Raw genomic sequence first — 17,631 nt, 5'->3', positions numbered from 1 at the left:
AGCCGGCCGTGGGGCGCTAGTCCCCGCGGCATGAGCTCTCCCACCGCTGTCCAGGCCGCCCGTCGGCGCACCTTCGCCATCATCAGCCACCCCGACGCCGGCAAGACGACCCTGACGGAAAACATCCTGCTGGCCGGCGGCGCGATCCGGGCGGCCGGCGCGGTGCGCGCGCGCGGCGAGAACCGCCGTACGCGGTCGGACTGGATGAAGATCGAGCGCGAGCGCGGCATCTCGGTCAGCGCCTCGGTGATGACCTTCGACCACGACGGCAAGATGTTCAACCTGCTGGACACGCCGGGCCACGAGGACTTCTCGGAAGACACCTATCGCACCCTGACCGCCGCCGACGCGGCGATCATGGTGCTGGACGCCGCCAAGGGCATCGAGCCCCAGACCCTGAAGCTGTTCGAGGTCTGCCGCCTGCGCGACATCCCGATCATCACCTTCATCAACAAGATGGACCGCGAGGCCCAGGACCCGATCGAGCTCCTGGACGAGATCGCCTCGAAGCTGGCCCTCGATCCCGCGCCGCTCTACTGGCCGGCCGGCTCGGGCGGACGGTTCAAGGGCATGCTGGACCTACGCGAGGGCGCGTTCATCCCCTACGCCAAGCGCGTCGGCGGCGCGGCCGACGACGAGGGGCATCCCGAGCCGGTGGCCTTCGAGGGCAACTCGATCAGCCAGTTCCTGGAGGACGCCGAGAAGGCCGAGCTGGAGGAGCAGGCCGAGCTGGTGGGCGGCGGCTATCCGGAATTCGAGCTCCGGTCCTTCCTGGAAGGCCACATGACGCCGGTGTTCTTCGGCTCGGCCCTGCGCCACTTCGGGGTCAAGCAGCTCTTGGCCGGCATCGGCGCCTACGCGCCGGCGCCCAAGACCATGAAGGCGGAGAAGGCCGGCGAGACCGCCAGCGTCGAGCCCGGCGACAAGGAGGTCTCGGGCTTCGTTTTCAAGGTCCAGGCCAATATGGACCCCAACCACCGCGACCGGATCGCCATGCTGCGCCTGACCAGCGGCAAGTTCACGCGCGGCATGAAGCTGAAGGCCCAGAACACCGGCCGGCAGATGAGCGTCAACGCGCCGATCATGTTCTTCGCCTCCGACCGCGAGCTGGCCGAGGAGGCCTATGCCGGCGACGTGATCGGCATTCCCAACCACGGCGTGCTGCGGGTCGGCGACAGCCTCTCGGAGAGCGGCCTGCTGCGCTTCGCGGGCCTGCCGAACTTCGCGCCGGAAATCCTGCGCCGCGTGCGGGTCAAGGATCCGCTGAAGGCCAAGCACCTGAAGAAGGCGCTGGAGGGCCTGGCCGAGGAGGGCGTCACCCAGCTCTTCCGGCCGATGATCGGCAGCGACTTCATCGTCGGGGCCGTGGGCCAGCTGCAGTTCGAGGTCATGGCCGACCGCCTAGCCAACGAGTACCAGCTGGAAGTGATCTGCGAGAACAGCCCCTATGCCGAGGCCCGCTGGCTGGTCGGCGACCGCGCCGATGTCGAGGACTTCGTGAGCAAGCACAAGTCCGCCATGGGCCAAGACATCGACGAGGCCCCGGTCTTCCTGGGCAAGAGCGCCTGGGAGATCGGCTATGTCGCCGAGAAGTATCCGAAGGTGCGGTTCGAGCGGACGAAGGAGCGGGCGTAGGGGGCGTCGGGGAGTAAGTCTGGCGCCGGAGAGCGGACGCTCTGATGGGGCGAGATGGGTGGGTATTGGATATTCAATGCGTCCTTCGAGGCCCGCTGCGCGGGCGCCTCAGGATGAGGAATTCATTGCAACGCATCCCTCATCCTGAGGTGCGCGCTCCTGAGCGCGCCTCGAAGGACGCAGAGCGCCAGACGTCCGCAACGGGGCGAAAGCCGAAATCGCCCCCTTCTCCCCTTGCGGGAGAAGGTGTCAGCGAAGCTGACGGATGAGGGGTTGAAAGGCCCCTCGGCTAGCGCAACGCGACCCCTCACCCGGGCCCCCTCTCCCGCAAGGGGAGAGAGAAACGCCGCCCCTACAGCGTCGCGTAATATCCCAGCTCGGCGTACTGGACGTGCTCCGCGGCGGCCATCGGCTTGGCGTCCATCACCTCTTTGAACGCCACCTTGAACTTGGCCATCTCCTCGGGCGTGCCCACCGAGACGCGGACCGCGTTGGGCCAGATCGGCCAGGTGCGGCCGATCAGGACGTTCTTGGCCTTCATCGCCGCCATCACGCCCCGGCCGTCGCGGCCGGTGTCGATCATGAAGCAGTTGGTCTGCGGGTCGCCGATCACCTTGTAGCCGCTGGCCTTCAGCCAGGCGATCGTGTCGCGGCGAGTGTCGCCGATGATCTTGCGGCGAGCGGGCACGAGGGACGGGTCCTCCAGCGAGGCGCGGGCGGCGGCCGAGCCGGTGATCGGCATGGCGTTCTGGCCGAACGGCGCCAGCTTGGCCAAAAGGTCGGGGCGACCCACGGCGAAGCCGCAGCGGATGCCGGCCATGCCGTAAATCTTCGAGAAGGTCCGCAGCACGATCAGGTCCTTGCCCGCCGCCACCAGGTCCAGGGTGTCGGGCGCCTCGGTCAGGTGGATATAGGCCTCGTCGACCAGCAGGATCGCGCCGGCCGGCTTGTGCTCCAGCGCCCAGACGATGTCCTGTTTGGTGGTCAGGGTGCCGGTCGGGTTGTTCGGATTGCAGATATAGATGACGCCGGCGTTCGGATCCGCCGCCACCATCGCCTTGACGTCGTGGGCGCAGTCGGGCGTCAGGGCGACCTTGACGATCTTGGCCTGGCTGGTCTTGGCCGCGTACATGCCCGCCTCGTAGGACGGATCGGCCGTCACGAAGCTCTTGCTCGGCGAGGTGAAGGCCAGCACGCTGTAGTGCAGCGGCTCGGAGGACCCCGCATAGACGGCGACGTTCTCGGGCTTGAGGCCGTTCTGCGCGGCGAAGGTCCGCGCCAGCAGGTCGGTCTCGCCGTTCAGGTCGTAGCGGCCGCCCAGCGGCGCGATGCGGGCGATCGCCTCGCACGCGGCCTTGCTGGGACCGAGGGGATTTTCGTTGGCGTTGATCAGCACCATGCCGGGCGGCGGGACGTTGGGGCTCTGGCCGTGCAGGGCCATGCCGGACGGCGGCGCCGGGGTCTGGGCGGCCGCGTGGGCCAGCCGGGCCTCGGTCAGGATCGGCCCGGCCGCCGCCAGGAAAGCGGCGCCGCGCAGAAAGGCGCGCCGGCCCGTGGCCGACGAGGCGTTGTTGGTCTCCAGGGTCATCGATCGCTCCTCCCGTCCCGATGACGCCAGCACGAACCCGTCGCGCCGAGCGCGCAAGGGGGCGAGCGCTCGAAAACGCGCGGCGCCCACGCGGCGGGCAGCGCGGCGCTTGTCATCGGCGCGCGGGCGCGAAATGAGTGCGGTTCCCGCCGCTTCGGACTCCCCGCCATGCCCGCTCCGCTCGCCTCGTGGCTCACGACGACAAGAAGGCCGCCCTGGTCGACTGGGCGCGGGCCCATGCGGGCTTTCTGGAGGGCAAGGCCCTGTTCGCGACCGGCACGACCGGCGGCCGGATCCTGGAGGCCCTGCCGCATCTGAACCTGACACGCTTGAAGAGCGGACCGCTGGGCGGCGATCAGCAACTGGGCGCGATGATCGCCGAAGGGCGGCTGGACGTCTTGATCTTCTTCGTCGATCCGCTGTCGCCGCAGCCGCACGACGTGGACGTCAAGGCGCTGATCCGCATGGCGACGCTGGCCGATATCCCGTTGGCCTGCAACCCGGCGACGGCGGACCTGATCGTGGCGGGCGAGGGCGGCTGATCAGCCCGGAAACTTCATCAGGTTCGGCTTCGGCAGCGCGGCCTTGAAGCTGCCGCGCGACTTGCTGGTGTCCAGACCGAACTCGGCCCAGGCCAGCAGGAAGCCGCTGGCGGGATCCGCGGGCGCGGCCGGGACCAGGTCCAGCACCGGACGGGCGGCGACGGCGGCGCGGGCGGCCGCCCAGACCTCGGGCTCGGCGGTGGCATAGTCGCCGTCGGCGGCGACCAACTGGCCGGCGAGGTCGGGATCGACAAAGCGCAGGGTCACCGAAGCGTCGGCGGGCAGGTCGGACAAGCTTTCCAGCGCTTCGGTCAGCGCCGCCAGGCTCATGCGGGCGCCGCTCGCGCGCCGTTCGCCGCCGGCCGCGCCCTTGAGGGCCGCCGCGCCCGTGACCCCGTCCAGGCGCCGCACGAAGGCCCAGCCGCCGTAGCCCGGGTCGGGGCGGCAAAGGCTGGCGATCCACAGGGTGACGGCGGCCATGAACGGGCTCCTGAAGGGTCTTTTGACCGCCTTCTAGACTGCTTCGGTCGCGCGCGGGGAGGGGGCAGGCGAGGCGCCTGGCGAACGAAAAGTAAACGCCTGCCTAAAAGTTAGGGTTAACGTCACTTTAAGGTTGGTGAACGAGGTTCTAAAATTTGCCGACCCGGTCGCCGGCGGCGTGTATTCGCCAAAGCAAGAAGTGTGCCAATTCAATACGGCGTCGACCATTTTGGGTGAGATCCGGCGGACTGTGTAAAAACATCGGAAATATTTATGGTTAACGAGGCGTAAACACCTATTAACCACTTGTTAAAAATCGCTGGCTCCGGTTTTGCTCCTCGTGCGTTGAACCTTTGTCGGGCTGTCCCGGCTTGGGACGTTCCGTAGGCGGAGTGCGCGAGGCCATGTTCGAGTTCGGACGGGATCTGAAGCGGTTGTTCGGCGGCGACGCCGACTTCAAGGGCGCGTGGCGCGAGGGCCTGACCGGGGGCGACACCTCCCTGCTGGAACTGCTGGACGTGCGGCTCCTGGCCAACGAGGCGCGCTCGGCCGACGTGGTCGCCGGCCGGATCGGGGCGCGGGACCGGGGCGCGCGGCTTCTGGAGGCCGCCGTGGTCTGGCGCGAACTCGCGCGGCGCGGCGGCGACGCGACGGCGCTGCGCAAGGGCGCGGCCCAGGCGGAAGCCGCCGCCAAGGCCTTCGAGGCCGACCGCCGCCAAGACGCCCTGGCCGCCGCGCGCTGCGAGCAGGCGATGTTGGCCGTGATGGGCGCTGACCTGTTCGGCGACGAGGGACTGGTCGCCGCGGCCTCGGCGACGCTGGCGCGCACGCCGACCAACCAGCGCACGGCCCTGTGCGGCGCGCTGATGGCCGGTCTCGACGGCCGCCTGGCGCTGGCCGAGAACGATATCGAGAGAGCCCTCTCCGCGATCACGGCGTTCGAGGCGCCGCTTCGCGCTCTGGCCGCCGCCAAGCGCGTCAAGGGCGGCTCGGCTCGCCTGCAACTGGCCGACCAGCGCGCGGCGCGGATCGACCTGATCCTGGCCTGCGCCGAGCGTCTGAAGGATCGGAACCTCGCCGAGCTGGCGGTGTCCGAGGCCAAGACCGCCGCCGCCGTTCTGGATCCCGATTTCGAACCGCTCGCCTGGGCGCGGCTGGAGGGCCTGCGTGGCTCGGCGCTCGTCCTGCTCGGCGAACTGGACGGCGAGCTGTCGCGGATCACCGAGGGCGTCGAGACGCTGTTCGCGGCCGTCGAGGTGCTGACCCCCGATCACAGCCCGATGGACTGGGCGCGCGCCGGCGCGGCGCTGGGCGCGGCCTTGCAGGCCTTGGGCGAGGCCTCGACCAGCGAGCGCGCCTTCGAGCAGGCGGTCTCGGCCTATGATCGCGCCACCCAGGTGCTGAAGGCCCAGCCGGCCTTGGCGCTGCGGGCGGTGGTGGCCAACAACCGCGCGCTCTGCCTGGCGCGCTGCGCCGAGCTGACCGCCGATCTGGCGGTGCTGGACGCCGCCGAGCTGGCCTTCAAGGCCGAGCTGTCGGCCGCCCCCGGCGCGCGCGATCCGGCCAGCTGGGCGGTGGCGCAGATGAATCTGGCCCGCCTCTATGAAGCCCGGGTCGAGATCACCGGTCGCGACGACGGCCGCCTGGCGCGAGCCGGCGCGGCGCTGGCCGCCGCGTTCGACGTGTTCTCGGAGCTTGGCCTGCGCTCGCTGACCGACCTGGCGGCACAGGGCCTGCAACGGCTCAAGCAAGGCCACCCCGCCTGATCCGAAACGGAACACGCTTCCAGAACGGGCGGCGAGGGACCGCCGAAAAAGACAAAGTCAAAGGGATGAACTCGTGATCGCTTCGCTCGCTCTCGCCGCCGCCGTCGTCGCCAGCCCCGCGCCGGGCAAGACGCCTTCGGATCTGCTGACCCCGGTGTCCGAGCCGCGTTTCGCCACGGCCCTGCTGAACTGCTATGTCAAGAACGACGGCCACCTGACCGCCTGCACGGTCCAGGACGAAAGCCCCAACGACCTCGGCGTCGGCCAGGCCGCCCTGTCGATGGCCTCGCAATTCCAGGTCGACCTGCTGGGTCCGGACGGCAAGAGCCGGGCGGGATCGTACATGCAGATCCCGGTGAAGATCCGCATTCGGTAAGGCCAGGCGCGGCGGCCCTGACGACCCGGTCGCCGGCCAACCCCTAACGCCTCGTTAACCATAAATCGCCCATCCTGGGGCCTCGAAACCGAACGGCCGCGCGGCCGATTCTCAACGAGGCTTTGCATGAGTGGCGCCGAGGTTCTGGATGTCGGCCGGGACGCGCTTTGGCTGACGCTGCAGCTGTGCGCGCCGTGCCTGATCGTGGGCCTGGTGGTCGGCGTCGCCATCGGCCTGTTCCAGGCCCTGACCCAGATCCAGGAACAGACCCTGGTCTACGCGCCGAAGATCGTGGCGATCTTCATCTCGCTGATCATCTTCCTGCCGCTGATGGGCGCGCTGATGAGCGCGTTCATGCGCCAGATCGCCGCGCGCATCGCCGGGCTGTAGGCCAGGTCCGTGAACGCGTTCGCCACGGCGTTTCAGGTCTATGTCGCGGCCCTGGTCTTTTCCCGGGTCGGCGCCATGGTCATGACCATGCCGGGCATCGGCGAGCAGTCGGTGCCGCCGCGCATCCGTCTGTCGTTCGCCCTCTTGATGGCCCTGATCCTGGGACCGCTGGTCGCCAATAGCGTGCCGCCGATCCCGACGACCCTGGGCGGCCTCGTCGGGGCGGTGATCCACGAACTGTTGATCGGCCTGATGATCGGGTCGGTGCTGCGGCTGTTCATGAGCGCGCTGACCACGGCCGGCGAAATCATCTCGATGCAGACCACGCTGTCGTTCGCCCAGAGCGTCAATCCCTCGATGCAGGGCTCGAGCACGGCGGTGGCGACCTTCCTGTCGATGCTGGGCCTGACGCTGATCATGGCGACGGGGCTGCATCATCTGTTCATCGGGGCCATCGTCCGCTCCTATACGATCTTCCCGTTCACCCGCGCCGTGCCGATCGACGACGCCGTCACCCTGGCGGTGCGGACGGTGGCGCAGTCGTTCTCGCTGGGCGTCCAGCTGGCCGCGCCGGTGATCGTGTTCTCGCTGGTCTTCAACCTGGCCGTCGGCCTGGTCGGACGGGTCATGCCGGCCTTCCAGATCTTCTTCGTGGCCTCGCCGCTCAGCGTGATCCTGGGCCTGTCGCTGCTGGCCCTGTCGCTGGGCGGCGTGGCCATGGTCTGGACCGACCGCTACCGCGAACTCCTGGACATCTTCAGCTAGGGGGCGCGCGTGGCGGACGATACGGATCCCGAGTCGAAAACAGAAGAACCGTCAGCCAAGAAGCTGTCGGACGCCCGCGCCAAGGGCGACGTCGTCAAGTCGGCGGACATTCCGCAACTGGCGTCGCTGGCCGGCGCGGTGTCGGTGATCCTGATCGCCGGCGGCTGGCTGACCCGCGATCTGATGGCGGCCCTCGTGCCGTTCATCGCCCACGCCGGCACGATCGATCTCTCCAGCGGCGGCGCCATGGTGGTGATGAAGCAGGCCACGATGGCCGCGCTGCCGTCGCTGGTGCTGGTCATGATCGTCGGCTCGTTGATGGGCGTGATCGCCAATATCGGCCAGACCGGCTTCATGCTGACGCCGGACAAGCTGAAGCCTGACTTCTCCAAGCTGAACCCGCTCACCGGTCTTGGCCGCATCTTCGGCCTGGACGGCTTCATCCAGTTCGCCAAGTCGGTCGTGAAGATCGGCGTCACGGCCATCATCGCCTGGTTCGTGCTGAAGCCCCATGTCGGCGAGGTCCGCGATCTGGTGGGCATGGACCCGGCGCTGATGGTCCCCGAGGCCATGAAGCTGGCCAAGGAACTGTTCGTCGCGGTGATCATCTTCCTGGTCGCCACGGCCGCCTTCGACTGGTTCTGGCAGCGCCAGCGCTTCATGAACCGGATGCGGATGACGCTTCAGGAGGTCAAGGAAGAGTTCAAGCAGTCCGACGGCGACCCGCATATCAAGAGCAAGCGCCGGCAGATCCAGATGCAGCGCTCGCGTCAGCGGATGATGCAGCAGGTGCCCAAGGCCACCGTCGTGGTCATGAACCCGACCCACTACGCCGTCGCGCTGAAGTACGAGGCCGGCGAGACGCCCGCGCCGCTGTGCGTGGCCAAGGGCGTCGACGAATTGGCCTTGAAGATCCGCGCCATCGCCGAGGAACATGACGTGCCGGTGCTGGAGGATCCGCCCCTGGCGCGCGCCCTCTACGCCAGCGTCGAGGTCGACGAGGAGATTCCGGTCGAGCACTTCGAGGCCGTCGCCAAGGTCATCAGCTTCATTCTGAACGGCAAGAAGCCGCAATCGAGGCCGCGCGCCCGTCCACTCTGAGCCCCGGATCGTAGAAAACTGACCTAGCGTTTGGGAAAGGCTATTGTTTCCCCGATTGCGGGTGAGTCGCGGGCTCGTCGGAACAAAGGTAACACTACCGCCCATGGCCGATTTCCAGCTCCAGGACAAAGCTCCCCCCGGCGCCGCGCGCCGGCGCTTCGATCCGTGGCTGGCGGCGACGGCGGTGTTCTTCATAGGCGCGGCGGTTCTGTCGGCCGCGCCGGCGCTGAAGGCCGGACCCGCGACCTTGGCCGGCCTGCTGCTGCTGCTGGGCGTGGCCGGCGTGGCGATCCTCGGTCTGGTGGCGATTCGCGGCTCGGCGCTGGGCGGGCAGGACGCCGATCAGGCCGAAGGCTTCATCGAAGCCCTGAGCGAGCCCGCCGCCCTGGCCGCCGCTGACGGCCGGCTGCTGGCGGCCAATCCCGCCTGGCGCGCGGTGATGGGCGAGGCGCGTCGCTTGCCGCGCGGCGTGGCCGGCTCCAGCCTGTTCGCGGCGCTGGTCCAGGCGCGCCAGGGCCAGATGGCCGAAGGCGTGCTGCGGGCGGGCGGCGTCGATCACACCGCCAAGGTCTCTCGCTTGGCCGGCGGTCGACTGCTGATCCGCCTGACTCCGATCGTGGCGACCGAGGCGGCGGCCGAGCCGACCGCCCCCGCGCTCGAGGCCGAACGCGCCCCGCCGCCGCCCAAGTCGCTCGACGCCTTCGCCGGCGCCTCGCCGTTCGGCGCGGCCCTGCTGGACGGCCTGGAGCCCTTCACCTCGCGCGTGCTGGAGACCAATCCGGCCCTGACCACCATGACCGGCGGCAAGGCCGGCGTGGTGTTCGGCGACCTGATCGACGCCGGCTCGCGCGCCGAGGCCGAGACGCGGCTGAACGAGGGGCGAGCCGGCCCCTACGAGGTGCGCCTGGCGCGCGATCCCGGCCGCATCGCCCACCTCTATCTTTACCGCGCCGAGGGCCGGCTCGTCGCCTACATGATCGACGTGTCCGAGCAGAAGCAGATGGAGCTTCAGCTGGCCCAGTCGCAGAAGATGCAGGCGATCGGCCAGCTGGCCGGCGGCGTCGCCCACGACTTCAACAACCTGTTGACCGCCATCCAGCTGCGCCTGGACGAACTGCTGCACCGCCACCCGGTCGGCGATCCGTCCTACGAAGGCCTGAACGAGATCCGCCAGACCGGGGTGCGCGCCGCCGACCTCGTGCGCAAGCTGCTGGCCTTCTCGCGCAAGCAGACCGTCCAGCGCGAGGTGCTGGATCTGGGCGAACTGATCTCGGAGTTCGAGGTCCTGTTGCGCCGCCTGCTGCGCGAGGACGTCAAGCTGATCACCGATTACGGCCGCGACCTGCCGCAGGTGCGGGCCGACAAGAGCCAGCTCGAGACGGCGGTGATGAACCTGGCGGTCAACGCCCGCGACGCGGTGCGGGCGGCCAAGGGCGGCGGCGTCGTGCGCATCCGCACCGCGCGCCTGACCCGCGACGAGGCCGTCCAGCTGGGCTTCCCGGCGGCCGAGGGCGACACCGCCTTCATCGAGGTCAGCGACGACGGCCCCGGCATCCCGCCCGACGTGATGGGCAAGATCTTCGACCCGTTCTTCACCACCAAGCCGGTGGGCGAGGGGACGGGCCTGGGCCTGGCCACGGTCTACGGCATCGTCAAGCAGAGCGACGGCTGGATCCACGTCCATAGCCGTCCGGGGGAGGGCGCGGCGTTCCGGATCTTCCTGCCGGTCTACGAGGCGCCCGCCGGCGTGGTTCTGGCCGCCGAGGTCGCGGCCGAGACGCCCAAGCCGCGCGCCGCCCGCGACCTGTCGGGCGCCGGCCGCATCCTGTTCGTCGAGGACGAGGACGCCGTCCGCAGCGTCGCCGCCCGCCTGCTGCGGGCCCGGGGCTACGAGGTGCTGGAAGCCGCGGACGGCGAGGAGGCGCTGCAGATCGCCGAGGAGAACGCCGGCACGATCGACCTCTTGATTTCCGACGTGATCATGCCCGGCATCGACGGCCCGACCTTGCTGAAGAAGGCTCGCGGCTATCTCGGAACGGCGCCGGTGATGTTCATCTCGGGCTATGCCGAGGCCGAGTTCAGCGACCTGCTGGAAGGCGAGACCGGCGTGACCTTCCTGCCCAAGCCGATCGACATCAAGACCCTGGCCGAGCGGGTCAAGCAACAGCTGCAGGCGGCTTAGAGGCTTCGGCGGCGATGGCCGGCGCCGAGGGACCGGAACCTCGTCCTTCGACAAGCTCAGGATGAGGTTCCTACCCCGACGGTCGCAGTTGTCCTCACCCTGAGCCTGTCGAAGGGCGAGGACAGCCCCCTCACCCCCGCGCCGGCAGGAACTTCGCATTGCGCATCAGCGCCGCGCTGACCAGGGCGACCAGCAGGCCGACCGGGAAGATCTCGGCCATGGTCATCGGCACGCGATAGAGCGGGTTGGCGTAGTTCCGCTTCATCTGGTCCATCTCGGCGACCAGCTTGGCGTAGGCTTCGCCGCTGAGCCCGGCGGCGCGTTTCTGGGCCAGGATGCTGGCCGTGTACTCGTCCATGAAGCGGTAGTGGGTCAGGGCCAGATAGACCTCCCAGATCGCCGCGTAGGCGATGGTCGCCACCACGGCCACGCCCAGGCCGATCAGGAACGCGGGCCAGAACTTGATGACGCCGCCCAGGACCTTGTCGCGATGCTGCTTCACCGCCAGCAGGATCGTCGACAGGCCGATCAGCATGATCAGATAGCCCAGCCAGACGCCGCCGTGCTGATGGCCGCTGGGCTTCAGAAGGATGGTCGCCAGGATTCCCAGGATGATGATCACGCCCGAGATCAGGCCGTAGGTCAGAATGGTCCGTTGAGTCTGCTGCATCTCGTCTCCTCCCGCGCCGCCCCTCGCGACGCGTCCCGAAGCTGCCGCTCCCGACCCGGAAACGGTATCGCCCGAACGGGTGAATTCGACGCTCTCGCCCTTCCGACGGGCGGTCAAGCTCAGGGGATGAGGGCCAGCTCGCGCGCCTTGCCCACCGCCTGGGTGCGGCGGCTGACCTCCAGCTTGCCGTAGAGATTGGCGACGTGGGTCTTGACCGTATTGGGCGACAGGCCGAGGTCGCGGGCGATCTCCTTGTTGGAGCGGCCGGCGGCGAGGCGCTCCAGCACCTTCACCTCCTGGCCGGTCAGGCCCAGCGCGGCCAGGGCGGCCTCGTTGCGCTGGAACACGTCCGGCCGGCCGCGCGCGGCGATCTCCCAGCCGACCCAGACCCCGCCGGCCGCGAAGGCGACGCCGATCAGGCCGACATAGGTCCTCCAGGCGAAGACGCCGATCAACGCCTGCTGCTCCAGCCACTGCAGCGCGAAGGCGCCGACGGCCAGGACGAGCGCCCAGAGGAGGATGGTGCGTGCCATGGGCGAGAGGGCGCCCGATCCGCGCGGGCGCGTCAATATCAAGCCAGCCGGGCCTTGGCCTCGGGCGGCGCGACCTGGTCGAACAGGATCCGCAGGTGCTGGTCCTTGGCGTGGTCGTTGTGCAGCTCCCACGACAGCGAGACGGGCAGGCGCAGCCGGCCGCCGTCGGACAGCCGGGCGATCAGCACGCGCCAGGAAAAGCCCTCGCCCGGATCGCCCAGCGGGTCCTTGAACTCGACCGGCGCCGGGTCGCGGAGGCGGAACAGGCGCTCGGGGTGAGCCTCGAACCAGGCCCGGTCGGCCTCGGCGGTCGGGTCTTGGACGGGGACTAGCTTGGCGGTGACTTTGCGAACCATGTCGCCGTCCTAGCACCGTAAGCTCAACGATCCCATCCAGTTGACCGAGTCGCCGTTCGTCCGTCACATGGCGGCGCTTGCCGTGTCTCAAAGGGTTCCAACGCCATGCGTCGTCTCATTCTCGTCGCCGCCGCGCTGCTCAGCGTCGGTCTGGCCGCCTGCAACAAGCCGCAAGGCTCCGGCGCCATGCCCGACGACATGGATCTTGGAAACAAGGCCGCGAAGGTGACGGTGGTCGAATACGCCTCGGTCGGCTGTCCGGTCTGCGGTCGCTGGCAGAAGGAGGTCTATCCGGCCTTCAAGGCGAAATATATCGACACCGGCAAGGTCCATTACGTCTTCCGCGAGATGCTGGTGGGGCAGGGTCCCGAGATCCAGGTCGCGTCGGCCGGCTTCCTGCTGGCCCGCTGCGCCGGCAAGGACAAGTATTTCGCCGTCACCGACGCCATCTTCGCCGCCCAGCCGGGCGTCTTCGAGACCCCGCGCGAAAGCCTGCTGGACATCGCCAAGTCGCTGGGCATGAGCGAGGACAAGTTCAAGGCCTGCGTCCTGGACGAAGCCCAGCTGAAGGCGCTGAACGCGCGCGTGGAGCGGAACGCCAAGGAGCACGGCGTCGAATTCACCCCGACCTTCGAGATCAACGGCAAGAAGATGGAGCCCGGCTACCAGGCCCTGGATCAGATCGACGCCGCCATCGCCGCGGCGGGGGCCCACTAGGGCCTTCGCCGCTCCATCACCACGATCGGCGAGCCCTTGAAGCTGGCGTGGGTCTTGAGCGTGAACCCGACCTTGGTCGCCAGGGCGATGGAGGGGGCGTTCTCGACATCGATGATGCAGGGCACGATCTCGGGCGCGAGGGCTTCGTCGATCCAGGCGAGGCCCGCGCGAACCGCCTCGGTCCCAAAGCCCTGGCCGTGCGCCCAGGCCGCCAGCACCCAGCCCATTTCAGGCAGGCCGTGAAGGCTGGGCTCGAGGTCGCGACGCAGATCCGCGAACCCGACCTCGCCGACATAGCGTCCCGTGGCGGTCTCCCGCACCGCCCAGTAGCCGAAGCCTAGCACCTCCCAAAGGCCGCGCGCCCGCATCAGACGGGTCCAGCTTTCTTCCTCGGTGAACGGGTCGCGCCCGAAGTAGCGGATCACCACCGGGTCGGCCCACATGGCGCGGCTGTCCTCGAAGTCGGCCAGGGTCGGCGGCGCCAGGGTCAGGCGGGCGGTGGTCAGGGTCGGGGCGGACATCGAGACTCGGCGTTTGCGACGACAGGCCCGCGCAAGCTACACGGGCTCGCGAACCAGGGAAGACCGCGCGCATGACCAGGCCGGAAGACGCCATCGCCGCCCGCCGCAAGCTGACCAACAAGCTGATCGCCGCCAAGGACGCCGCCCGGCTGCGGCCCTTCCTCGATCCGCGCGTGACGGTGATCGCGGGCGACGGCTCGCTGCTGCTGGGCGCCGAGGACGTGCTCGCCGCCTTCGCCGGCCAATTCGCCGAGCCTGGCTTCGTGGCCTATGTCCGCGCGACCGAGGACATCGCTCTGAACGCCGAGGGGACCCGCGCGGCAGAGCGCGGCCGCTGGGTCGGCCAATGGACGGACGCGCCCGAACAGTCCGGGACCTATCTGGCCACCTGGAAGAAGGCCACCGGCCAATGGGTGATCGAGAACGAGGTGTTCGTGACCCTGGCGTGAGCGGGGTTGTTGCATTTGACGCCATAACCCGGAATTACTTTCGCCAAACGCGGCGGCGGCGCTAGGCTTTCGCCCATAGTTCAGCCCTTGGGGGGAAAGCCGTGCTCAATCGTCGTGACATGCTGTTGGCCACCGCCGCCGCGGGATTCGCGGCCGCGGGCGGGCTGCCCTCTTCGGCCCTGGCGCGCGAGGGTGAGGTCGCCAAGCTGAACGCCTTGCTCGACGACATCATGGCCAAGCAGCTGCGCCAGTCGCCGGAGACGGCGACGGGGCTGGGCCTGGACACCGGCGACCTGGGCTGGACCAAGAGCCTGCTCGGCGATCGCTCGTTCGCCGCCATCGAGGCCGGCAAGGTCCAGACCGCGCGGCAACTGGCCGCTCTGCGCGCCATCGACCGTCGCGCGCTCAAGGGCATGGACGCGGCCAATTACGACACGGTCGAGTTCGTGCTCGCGGTGCAGGACGAGGCCAATCGGAAGTTCACCTATGGCGGCGGCGGCTCCGGCGCGCCCTATGTGCTGAGCCAGCTGACCGGCAGCTACCAGTCCATGCCGGACTTCCTGGACACCCAGCACGGCATCGAGACCCGGGCCGACGCGGAAGCCTATCTGTCGCGGATGGAGGGTTTCGCCCGCCTGATGGACCAGGAGACGGCGCTGGCCAAGGCCGACTTCGCCGACGGCGTGATCCCGCCGGACTTCGTCATCGACAAGGCCCTGATCCAGATGCGCGCCTTCGCCGACACGCCGACGGCCGAGGCCCCGCTGGTCGTCTCGATCGCGCGTCGGACCAAGGAAAAGAAGATCGCCGGCGACTGGGTCGGCGAGGCGTCCAGACTCTACGAAGGCTCGGTGCTGCCCGCCCTCAAGCGCCAGATCGCGCTGCTGGAGAGCGCGCGCGCGAAAGCCACGCACGAGGCCGGCGTCTGGCGCCTGAAGGACGGGGCGGACTACTACGCGACGTCGCTGAAGACCTACACCACCTCGACCCTGACCCCGGACGAGATCCACCAGCTGGGCCTGGATCTCGTCAAGTCGCTCTCGGCCGAGGCGGACAAGCTGTTCAAGAGCATCGGCATGAGCAAGGGCACGGTCGGTCAGCGCATGGCCGAGCTCGCCAAGGACATCTATCCGAACACCGACGCGGCCAAGGAACAGCTGATCAAGGACCTGAACCAGAAGGTCGTCTTCATTCAGAAGCAGCTGCCGGCCTATTTCGGCGCCCTGCCCAAGGCTCCGCTGGAGATCCGCCGCGTTCCGAAGGCCATCGAGGCCGGCGCGCCGGCGGGCTATTACAATTCGCCGTCGCTGGATGGAAAGCGGCCCGGCATCTACTGGATCAATCTGCGCGACACCAAGGAACAGCCCAAGTTCTACCTCTCGACCCTGACGGCTCACGAGGGCATTCCGGGGCACCACCTGCAACTGTCGATCTCCAACGAGGCCAAGGGCCTGCCGATGATCCGCAAGGTCATCGGCTTCTCGGGCTACACCGAGGGCTGGGCGCTCTACGCCGAGCAGCTGGCGGTCGAGATGGGCGTCTACAAGACCGACCCGCGCGGCCACCTGGGCATGCTGCACGACGCCCTGTTCCGCGCGGTGCGCCTGGTCGTCGACACCGGCATGCACGCCAAGAAATGGAGCCGGGAGCAGGCCATCAAGTACATGGTCGACACCATCGGCGACGAGGAAAGCGGCGCGATCACCGAGATCGAGCGCTATGTCGTCTGGCCGGGCCAGGCTTGCAGCTACATGATCGGCAAGATCACCTGGCTGCGCGCCCGGGCCAAGGCCAAGAAGGCGCTGGGCAAGGCGTTCGACATCCGGGAATTCCACGACGCGGGTCTGCTGTCGGGCATGACCCCGCTGACCGTGCTGGAGCGGGTGATCGACGACTACATCGTCAGCAAGGGCGGCAAGGTCAGCTGAGGCCGAGGGGCGTTTAGCCCCAGCTTTCCGACGCGCCGGCGCGTCGCGCCAGCGGGGCCACCGCCGCGCTCGGCCGGAAGGCTGGCATCGGCTTGTCGGCCGGCTTGCCGTAGAGCCAGCCCTGGGCGAAATCGACCCCGGCCTGGCGCACGATCTCGGCCACCTCCACCGTCTCGACCATCTCGGCCACGGTGCGGATGTTAAGGTCGCGGCACAGCTCGACCAGGCGGCGCACCATCGCGCCGTCGCGGCCGTTGTCGGCCAGTTCGCGCACATAGCGGCCGTCGATCTTGACGATGTCCAGGCTGAGCTGCTGCAGATAGGCGAAGGACGACGAGCCCGAGCCGAAATCGTCCAGGCAGACCAGCGAGCCCAGGCCGCGCAGGCTCTGGATGTGGCGATTGGCGCGGGGCAGGTCGTCGATCGCGGCGGTCTCGGTGACCTCGAAGATCAGCCGCCCCTTGGCCTCGCCGTGCTTGGCCAGAAGCCGTCCGATATGGTCGATGAAGGTCTCGCTGATGATCGTGCGGCCGGAGATGTTCACGGCCAACTTCAGCTTGCGCTCGTGGTCGTTGGCCAGCTTCTTGATCGTCTGCTCGACGATGGCGTGGTCGAGCTCCTCGATCAGATCGAACTCCTCGGCCATGCGGATCATCGGGAAGGGGCTGCCGCCGTCCTCGAACCGCACCAGCACCTCGTGGTGGTGGGCCACGCCGGTGGCCAGGGCGACCACGGGCTGGAACGCCAGGTTGAAGCGGCGCTGGCTGACCGCCACGCCCAGGGCGCCGGCGCGCGCCAGGGTGCGCTTGACCGACCGGTTCATCGCCTCCGACAAGGTCATCGGCGGCATGTCCTTCAGGCCCTCGCGCAGGAAGTCGTCGAGCGCGTAGCGCAGGGCGCGGAGCGCGCGGGCCGAGCCGCCGGCCGCCTCCAGCGGCACCAGGTGGGCGCTGGCCTCCGTGGCGACCACGCGGGTCAGGCGCTTGACCATGTTTTCCGGGCGGTCGTCGCGCTGGCGCAGCAGCGCGTAGCGGTCCGGCGAGAGCTGGGTGGCGGCCGAGCCGCCGTGCGATTCGGCGCGAACCGCGCTGGCGACCCGCACATCCAGGGCGGCCGCCTCGTTCGGCGACAGCTCGCCGCGCATGGCGCCGAGGCCAGCGAACTCGACCATGGCCAGCTCGAGCTCCAGGCCCGTCACCCGGGCGGCCTCGAACAGGCCCTTGGCGATGTCGTCGAACGATTCGCGCGGGTGCAGGGCTCCGGCCGCCAGCGGCGGTCCGGCGGCCTGAGCGGCGGTGACCGCGCACGAAACCCGGCCGTCGTTCTCCGGCAGGGCGCGCAGGATCACGCGGATGTGGCGATCGTCCTCGCCGGCCAGGCGCAGGACGATCGGGCCGCGCCGCACGCCGTCGTCGGCGCAGTTCAGCATCGCTTCCATCAGCGGCTGATCGTCGACGTGGAGAAGATGGCTCCAGACCTTGCCCGCCAGCTCCGCCTCGTTCACGCCCATGATCCGCTGCGCCGCGCCCAGCGCCAGGCGCACGCGGCCGCTCTGCAGCTCGACCAGAAGGTCGGCGCTAGCGAACGCCAGGCCAAGAAGGCGACGCGGATCTAACGACAAGGCGGTAGTCC

General features: G+C 68.9%; 18 protein-coding genes and 1 pseudogene. 11 read left to right on the top strand and 8 right to left on the bottom strand.

Going from position 1 to position 17,631, the window contains the following annotated elements; all coding sequences use genetic code 11:
* Positions 1–30: 30 nt before the first annotated feature.
* Positions 31–1,635: a peptide chain release factor 3 gene (locus tag Q0V34_RS00505; RefSeq protein WP_297506399.1), complete on the top strand. Its 1,605-nt coding sequence runs from the start codon at positions 31–33 to the stop codon at positions 1,633–1,635.
* A gap of 352 nt (positions 1,636–1,987) precedes the next feature.
* On the opposite strand, the gene Q0V34_RS00500 is transcribed toward Q0V34_RS00505, so the two are convergent.
* Positions 1,988–3,223 (bottom strand): pyridoxal phosphate-dependent aminotransferase, encoded by a 1,236-nt coding sequence (locus Q0V34_RS00500; protein ID WP_297506397.1) that lies wholly within the window; start codon positions 3,221–3,223, stop codon positions 1,988–1,990.
* A 188-nt stretch (positions 3,224–3,411) separates the two neighbouring features.
* Here Q0V34_RS00500 and Q0V34_RS00495 point away from each other — a divergent pair, with 188 nt between their 5' ends.
* Entirely contained in the window at positions 3,412–3,765 is a 354-nt protein-coding gene (locus Q0V34_RS00495; protein ID WP_297506395.1) for a methylglyoxal synthase, read from the top strand.
* On the opposite strand, the gene Q0V34_RS00490 is transcribed toward Q0V34_RS00495, so the two are convergent.
* Entirely contained in the window at positions 3,766–4,245 is a 480-nt protein-coding gene (locus Q0V34_RS00490; protein WP_297506393.1) for a ribonuclease H, read from the bottom strand.
* A gap of 392 nt (positions 4,246–4,637) precedes the next feature.
* On the opposite strand from Q0V34_RS00490, the gene Q0V34_RS00485 reads away from it, so the two are divergent.
* The 6 genes from Q0V34_RS00485 (at position 4,638) to cckA (ending at position 10,825) form a co-directional block, all read left to right on the top strand.
* The gene (locus Q0V34_RS00485) at positions 4,638–6,011 is read left to right on the top strand and encodes a hypothetical protein (protein ID WP_297506970.1); all 1,374 of its coding nucleotides are present in this window, start codon (positions 4,638–4,640) and stop codon (positions 6,009–6,011) included.
* A gap of 73 nt (positions 6,012–6,084) precedes the next feature.
* Positions 6,085–6,387, top strand: a complete 303-nt coding sequence (locus tag Q0V34_RS00480) for a hypothetical protein (RefSeq protein ID WP_297506391.1) — start codon at positions 6,085–6,087, stop codon at positions 6,385–6,387.
* Between the two features lie 126 nt (positions 6,388–6,513).
* Entirely contained in the window at positions 6,514–6,777 is a 264-nt protein-coding gene (fliQ, locus tag Q0V34_RS00475; RefSeq protein ID WP_297506389.1) for a flagellar biosynthesis protein FliQ, read from the top strand.
* Positions 6,778–6,786: 9 nt separating this feature from the next.
* Entirely contained in the window at positions 6,787–7,542 is a 756-nt protein-coding gene (gene fliR, locus Q0V34_RS00470) for a flagellar biosynthetic protein FliR (RefSeq protein ID WP_297506387.1), read from the top strand.
* A 9-nt stretch (positions 7,543–7,551) separates the two neighbouring features.
* Positions 7,552–8,643, top strand: a complete 1,092-nt coding sequence (gene flhB, locus Q0V34_RS00465; protein ID WP_297506385.1) for a flagellar biosynthesis protein FlhB — start codon at positions 7,552–7,554, stop codon at positions 8,641–8,643.
* A 103-nt stretch (positions 8,644–8,746) separates the two neighbouring features.
* A complete protein-coding gene (cckA, locus tag Q0V34_RS00460; protein WP_297506383.1) occupies positions 8,747–10,825 on the top strand; it encodes a cell cycle histidine kinase CckA in 2,079 nt (692 codons plus the stop codon).
* 37 nt (positions 10,826–10,862) lie between these two features.
* Here cckA and Q0V34_RS00455 read toward each other — a convergent pair.
* From Q0V34_RS00455 to Q0V34_RS00440, 4 genes and pseudogenes are all read right to left on the bottom strand, one after another.
* Positions 10,863–10,984 (bottom strand): annotated as a pseudogene (locus Q0V34_RS00455) (hypothetical protein); the annotation flags it as partial.
* Positions 10,956–11,495, bottom strand: a complete 540-nt coding sequence (locus Q0V34_RS00450; RefSeq protein WP_297506381.1) for a DUF4199 domain-containing protein — start codon at positions 11,493–11,495, stop codon at positions 10,956–10,958. The gene Q0V34_RS00450 and the pseudogene Q0V34_RS00455, both read right to left, overlap by 29 nt.
* A gap of 119 nt (positions 11,496–11,614) precedes the next feature.
* Entirely contained in the window at positions 11,615–12,028 is a 414-nt protein-coding gene (locus tag Q0V34_RS00445) for a response regulator transcription factor (protein ID WP_297506379.1), read from the bottom strand.
* Positions 12,029–12,066: 38 nt separating this feature from the next.
* Positions 12,067–12,384, bottom strand: a complete 318-nt coding sequence (locus Q0V34_RS00440; RefSeq protein ID WP_297506377.1) for a hypothetical protein — start codon at positions 12,382–12,384, stop codon at positions 12,067–12,069.
* Between the two features lie 105 nt (positions 12,385–12,489).
* Here Q0V34_RS00440 and Q0V34_RS00435 point away from each other — a divergent pair, with 105 nt between their 5' ends.
* A complete protein-coding gene (locus Q0V34_RS00435; RefSeq protein ID WP_297506376.1) occupies positions 12,490–13,101 on the top strand; it encodes a thioredoxin domain-containing protein in 612 nt (203 codons plus the stop codon).
* On the opposite strand, the gene Q0V34_RS00430 is transcribed toward Q0V34_RS00435, so the two are convergent.
* Positions 13,098–13,622, bottom strand: coding sequence for a GNAT family N-acetyltransferase (locus Q0V34_RS00430; protein WP_297506374.1), 525 nt, complete (start codon positions 13,620–13,622; stop codon positions 13,098–13,100). The genes Q0V34_RS00435 and Q0V34_RS00430 overlap by 4 nt on opposite strands.
* 71 nt (positions 13,623–13,693) lie before the next feature.
* Here Q0V34_RS00430 and Q0V34_RS00425 point away from each other — a divergent pair, with 71 nt between their 5' ends.
* Together Q0V34_RS00425 and Q0V34_RS00420 are read left to right on the top strand one after the other, a co-directional pair.
* Positions 13,694–14,071: a nuclear transport factor 2 family protein gene (locus Q0V34_RS00425; RefSeq protein ID WP_297506371.1), complete on the top strand. Its 378-nt coding sequence runs from the start codon at positions 13,694–13,696 to the stop codon at positions 14,069–14,071.
* A gap of 101 nt (positions 14,072–14,172) precedes the next feature.
* On the top strand, positions 14,173–15,999 hold the full coding sequence (locus Q0V34_RS00420; protein ID WP_297506369.1) for a DUF885 family protein: 1,827 nt from the start codon (positions 14,173–14,175) through the stop codon (positions 15,997–15,999).
* A 13-nt stretch (positions 16,000–16,012) separates the two neighbouring features.
* On the opposite strand, the gene Q0V34_RS00415 is transcribed toward Q0V34_RS00420, so the two are convergent.
* The gene (locus Q0V34_RS00415; RefSeq protein ID WP_297506367.1) at positions 16,013–17,620 is read right to left on the bottom strand and encodes an EAL domain-containing protein; all 1,608 of its coding nucleotides are present in this window, start codon (positions 17,618–17,620) and stop codon (positions 16,013–16,015) included.
* Between the last annotated feature and the right edge of the window lie 11 nt (positions 17,621–17,631).

It is taken from the genome of uncultured Caulobacter sp., from assembly GCF_947036865.1.
Taxonomy (GTDB): domain Bacteria; phylum Pseudomonadota; class Alphaproteobacteria; order Caulobacterales; family Caulobacteraceae; genus Caulobacter.
This window is presented reverse-complemented; position numbering and strand designations above follow the sequence as displayed.

Excerpts from the sequence above, each read along its gene's own strand:
- Q0V34_RS00505 (WP_297506399.1), top strand. The coding sequence starts at position 31 with ATGAGCTCTCCCACCGCTGTCCAGGCCGCCCGTCGGCGCACCTTCGCC.
- Q0V34_RS00500 (WP_297506397.1), bottom strand. The coding sequence starts at position 3,223 with ATGACCCTGGAGACCAACAACGCCTCGTCGGCCACGGGCCGGCGCGCC.
- Q0V34_RS00490 (WP_297506393.1), bottom strand. The coding sequence starts at position 4,245 with ATGGCCGCCGTCACCCTGTGGATCGCCAGCCTTTGCCGCCCCGACCCG.
- fliQ (WP_297506389.1), top strand. The coding sequence starts at position 6,514 with ATGAGTGGCGCCGAGGTTCTGGATGTCGGCCGGGACGCGCTTTGGCTG.
- cckA (WP_297506383.1), top strand. The coding sequence starts at position 8,747 with ATGGCCGATTTCCAGCTCCAGGACAAAGCTCCCCCCGGCGCCGCGCGC.
- Q0V34_RS00450 (WP_297506381.1), bottom strand. The coding sequence starts at position 11,495 with ATGCAGCAGACTCAACGGACCATTCTGACCTACGGCCTGATCTCGGGC.
- Q0V34_RS00445 (WP_297506379.1), bottom strand. The coding sequence starts at position 12,028 with ATGGCACGCACCATCCTCCTCTGGGCGCTCGTCCTGGCCGTCGGCGCC.
- Q0V34_RS00440 (WP_297506377.1), bottom strand. The coding sequence starts at position 12,384 with ATGGTTCGCAAAGTCACCGCCAAGCTAGTCCCCGTCCAAGACCCGACC.
- Q0V34_RS00435 (WP_297506376.1), top strand. The coding sequence starts at position 12,490 with ATGCGTCGTCTCATTCTCGTCGCCGCCGCGCTGCTCAGCGTCGGTCTG.
- Q0V34_RS00430 (WP_297506374.1), bottom strand. The coding sequence starts at position 13,622 with ATGTCCGCCCCGACCCTGACCACCGCCCGCCTGACCCTGGCGCCGCCG.
- Q0V34_RS00425 (WP_297506371.1), top strand. The coding sequence starts at position 13,694 with ATGACCAGGCCGGAAGACGCCATCGCCGCCCGCCGCAAGCTGACCAAC.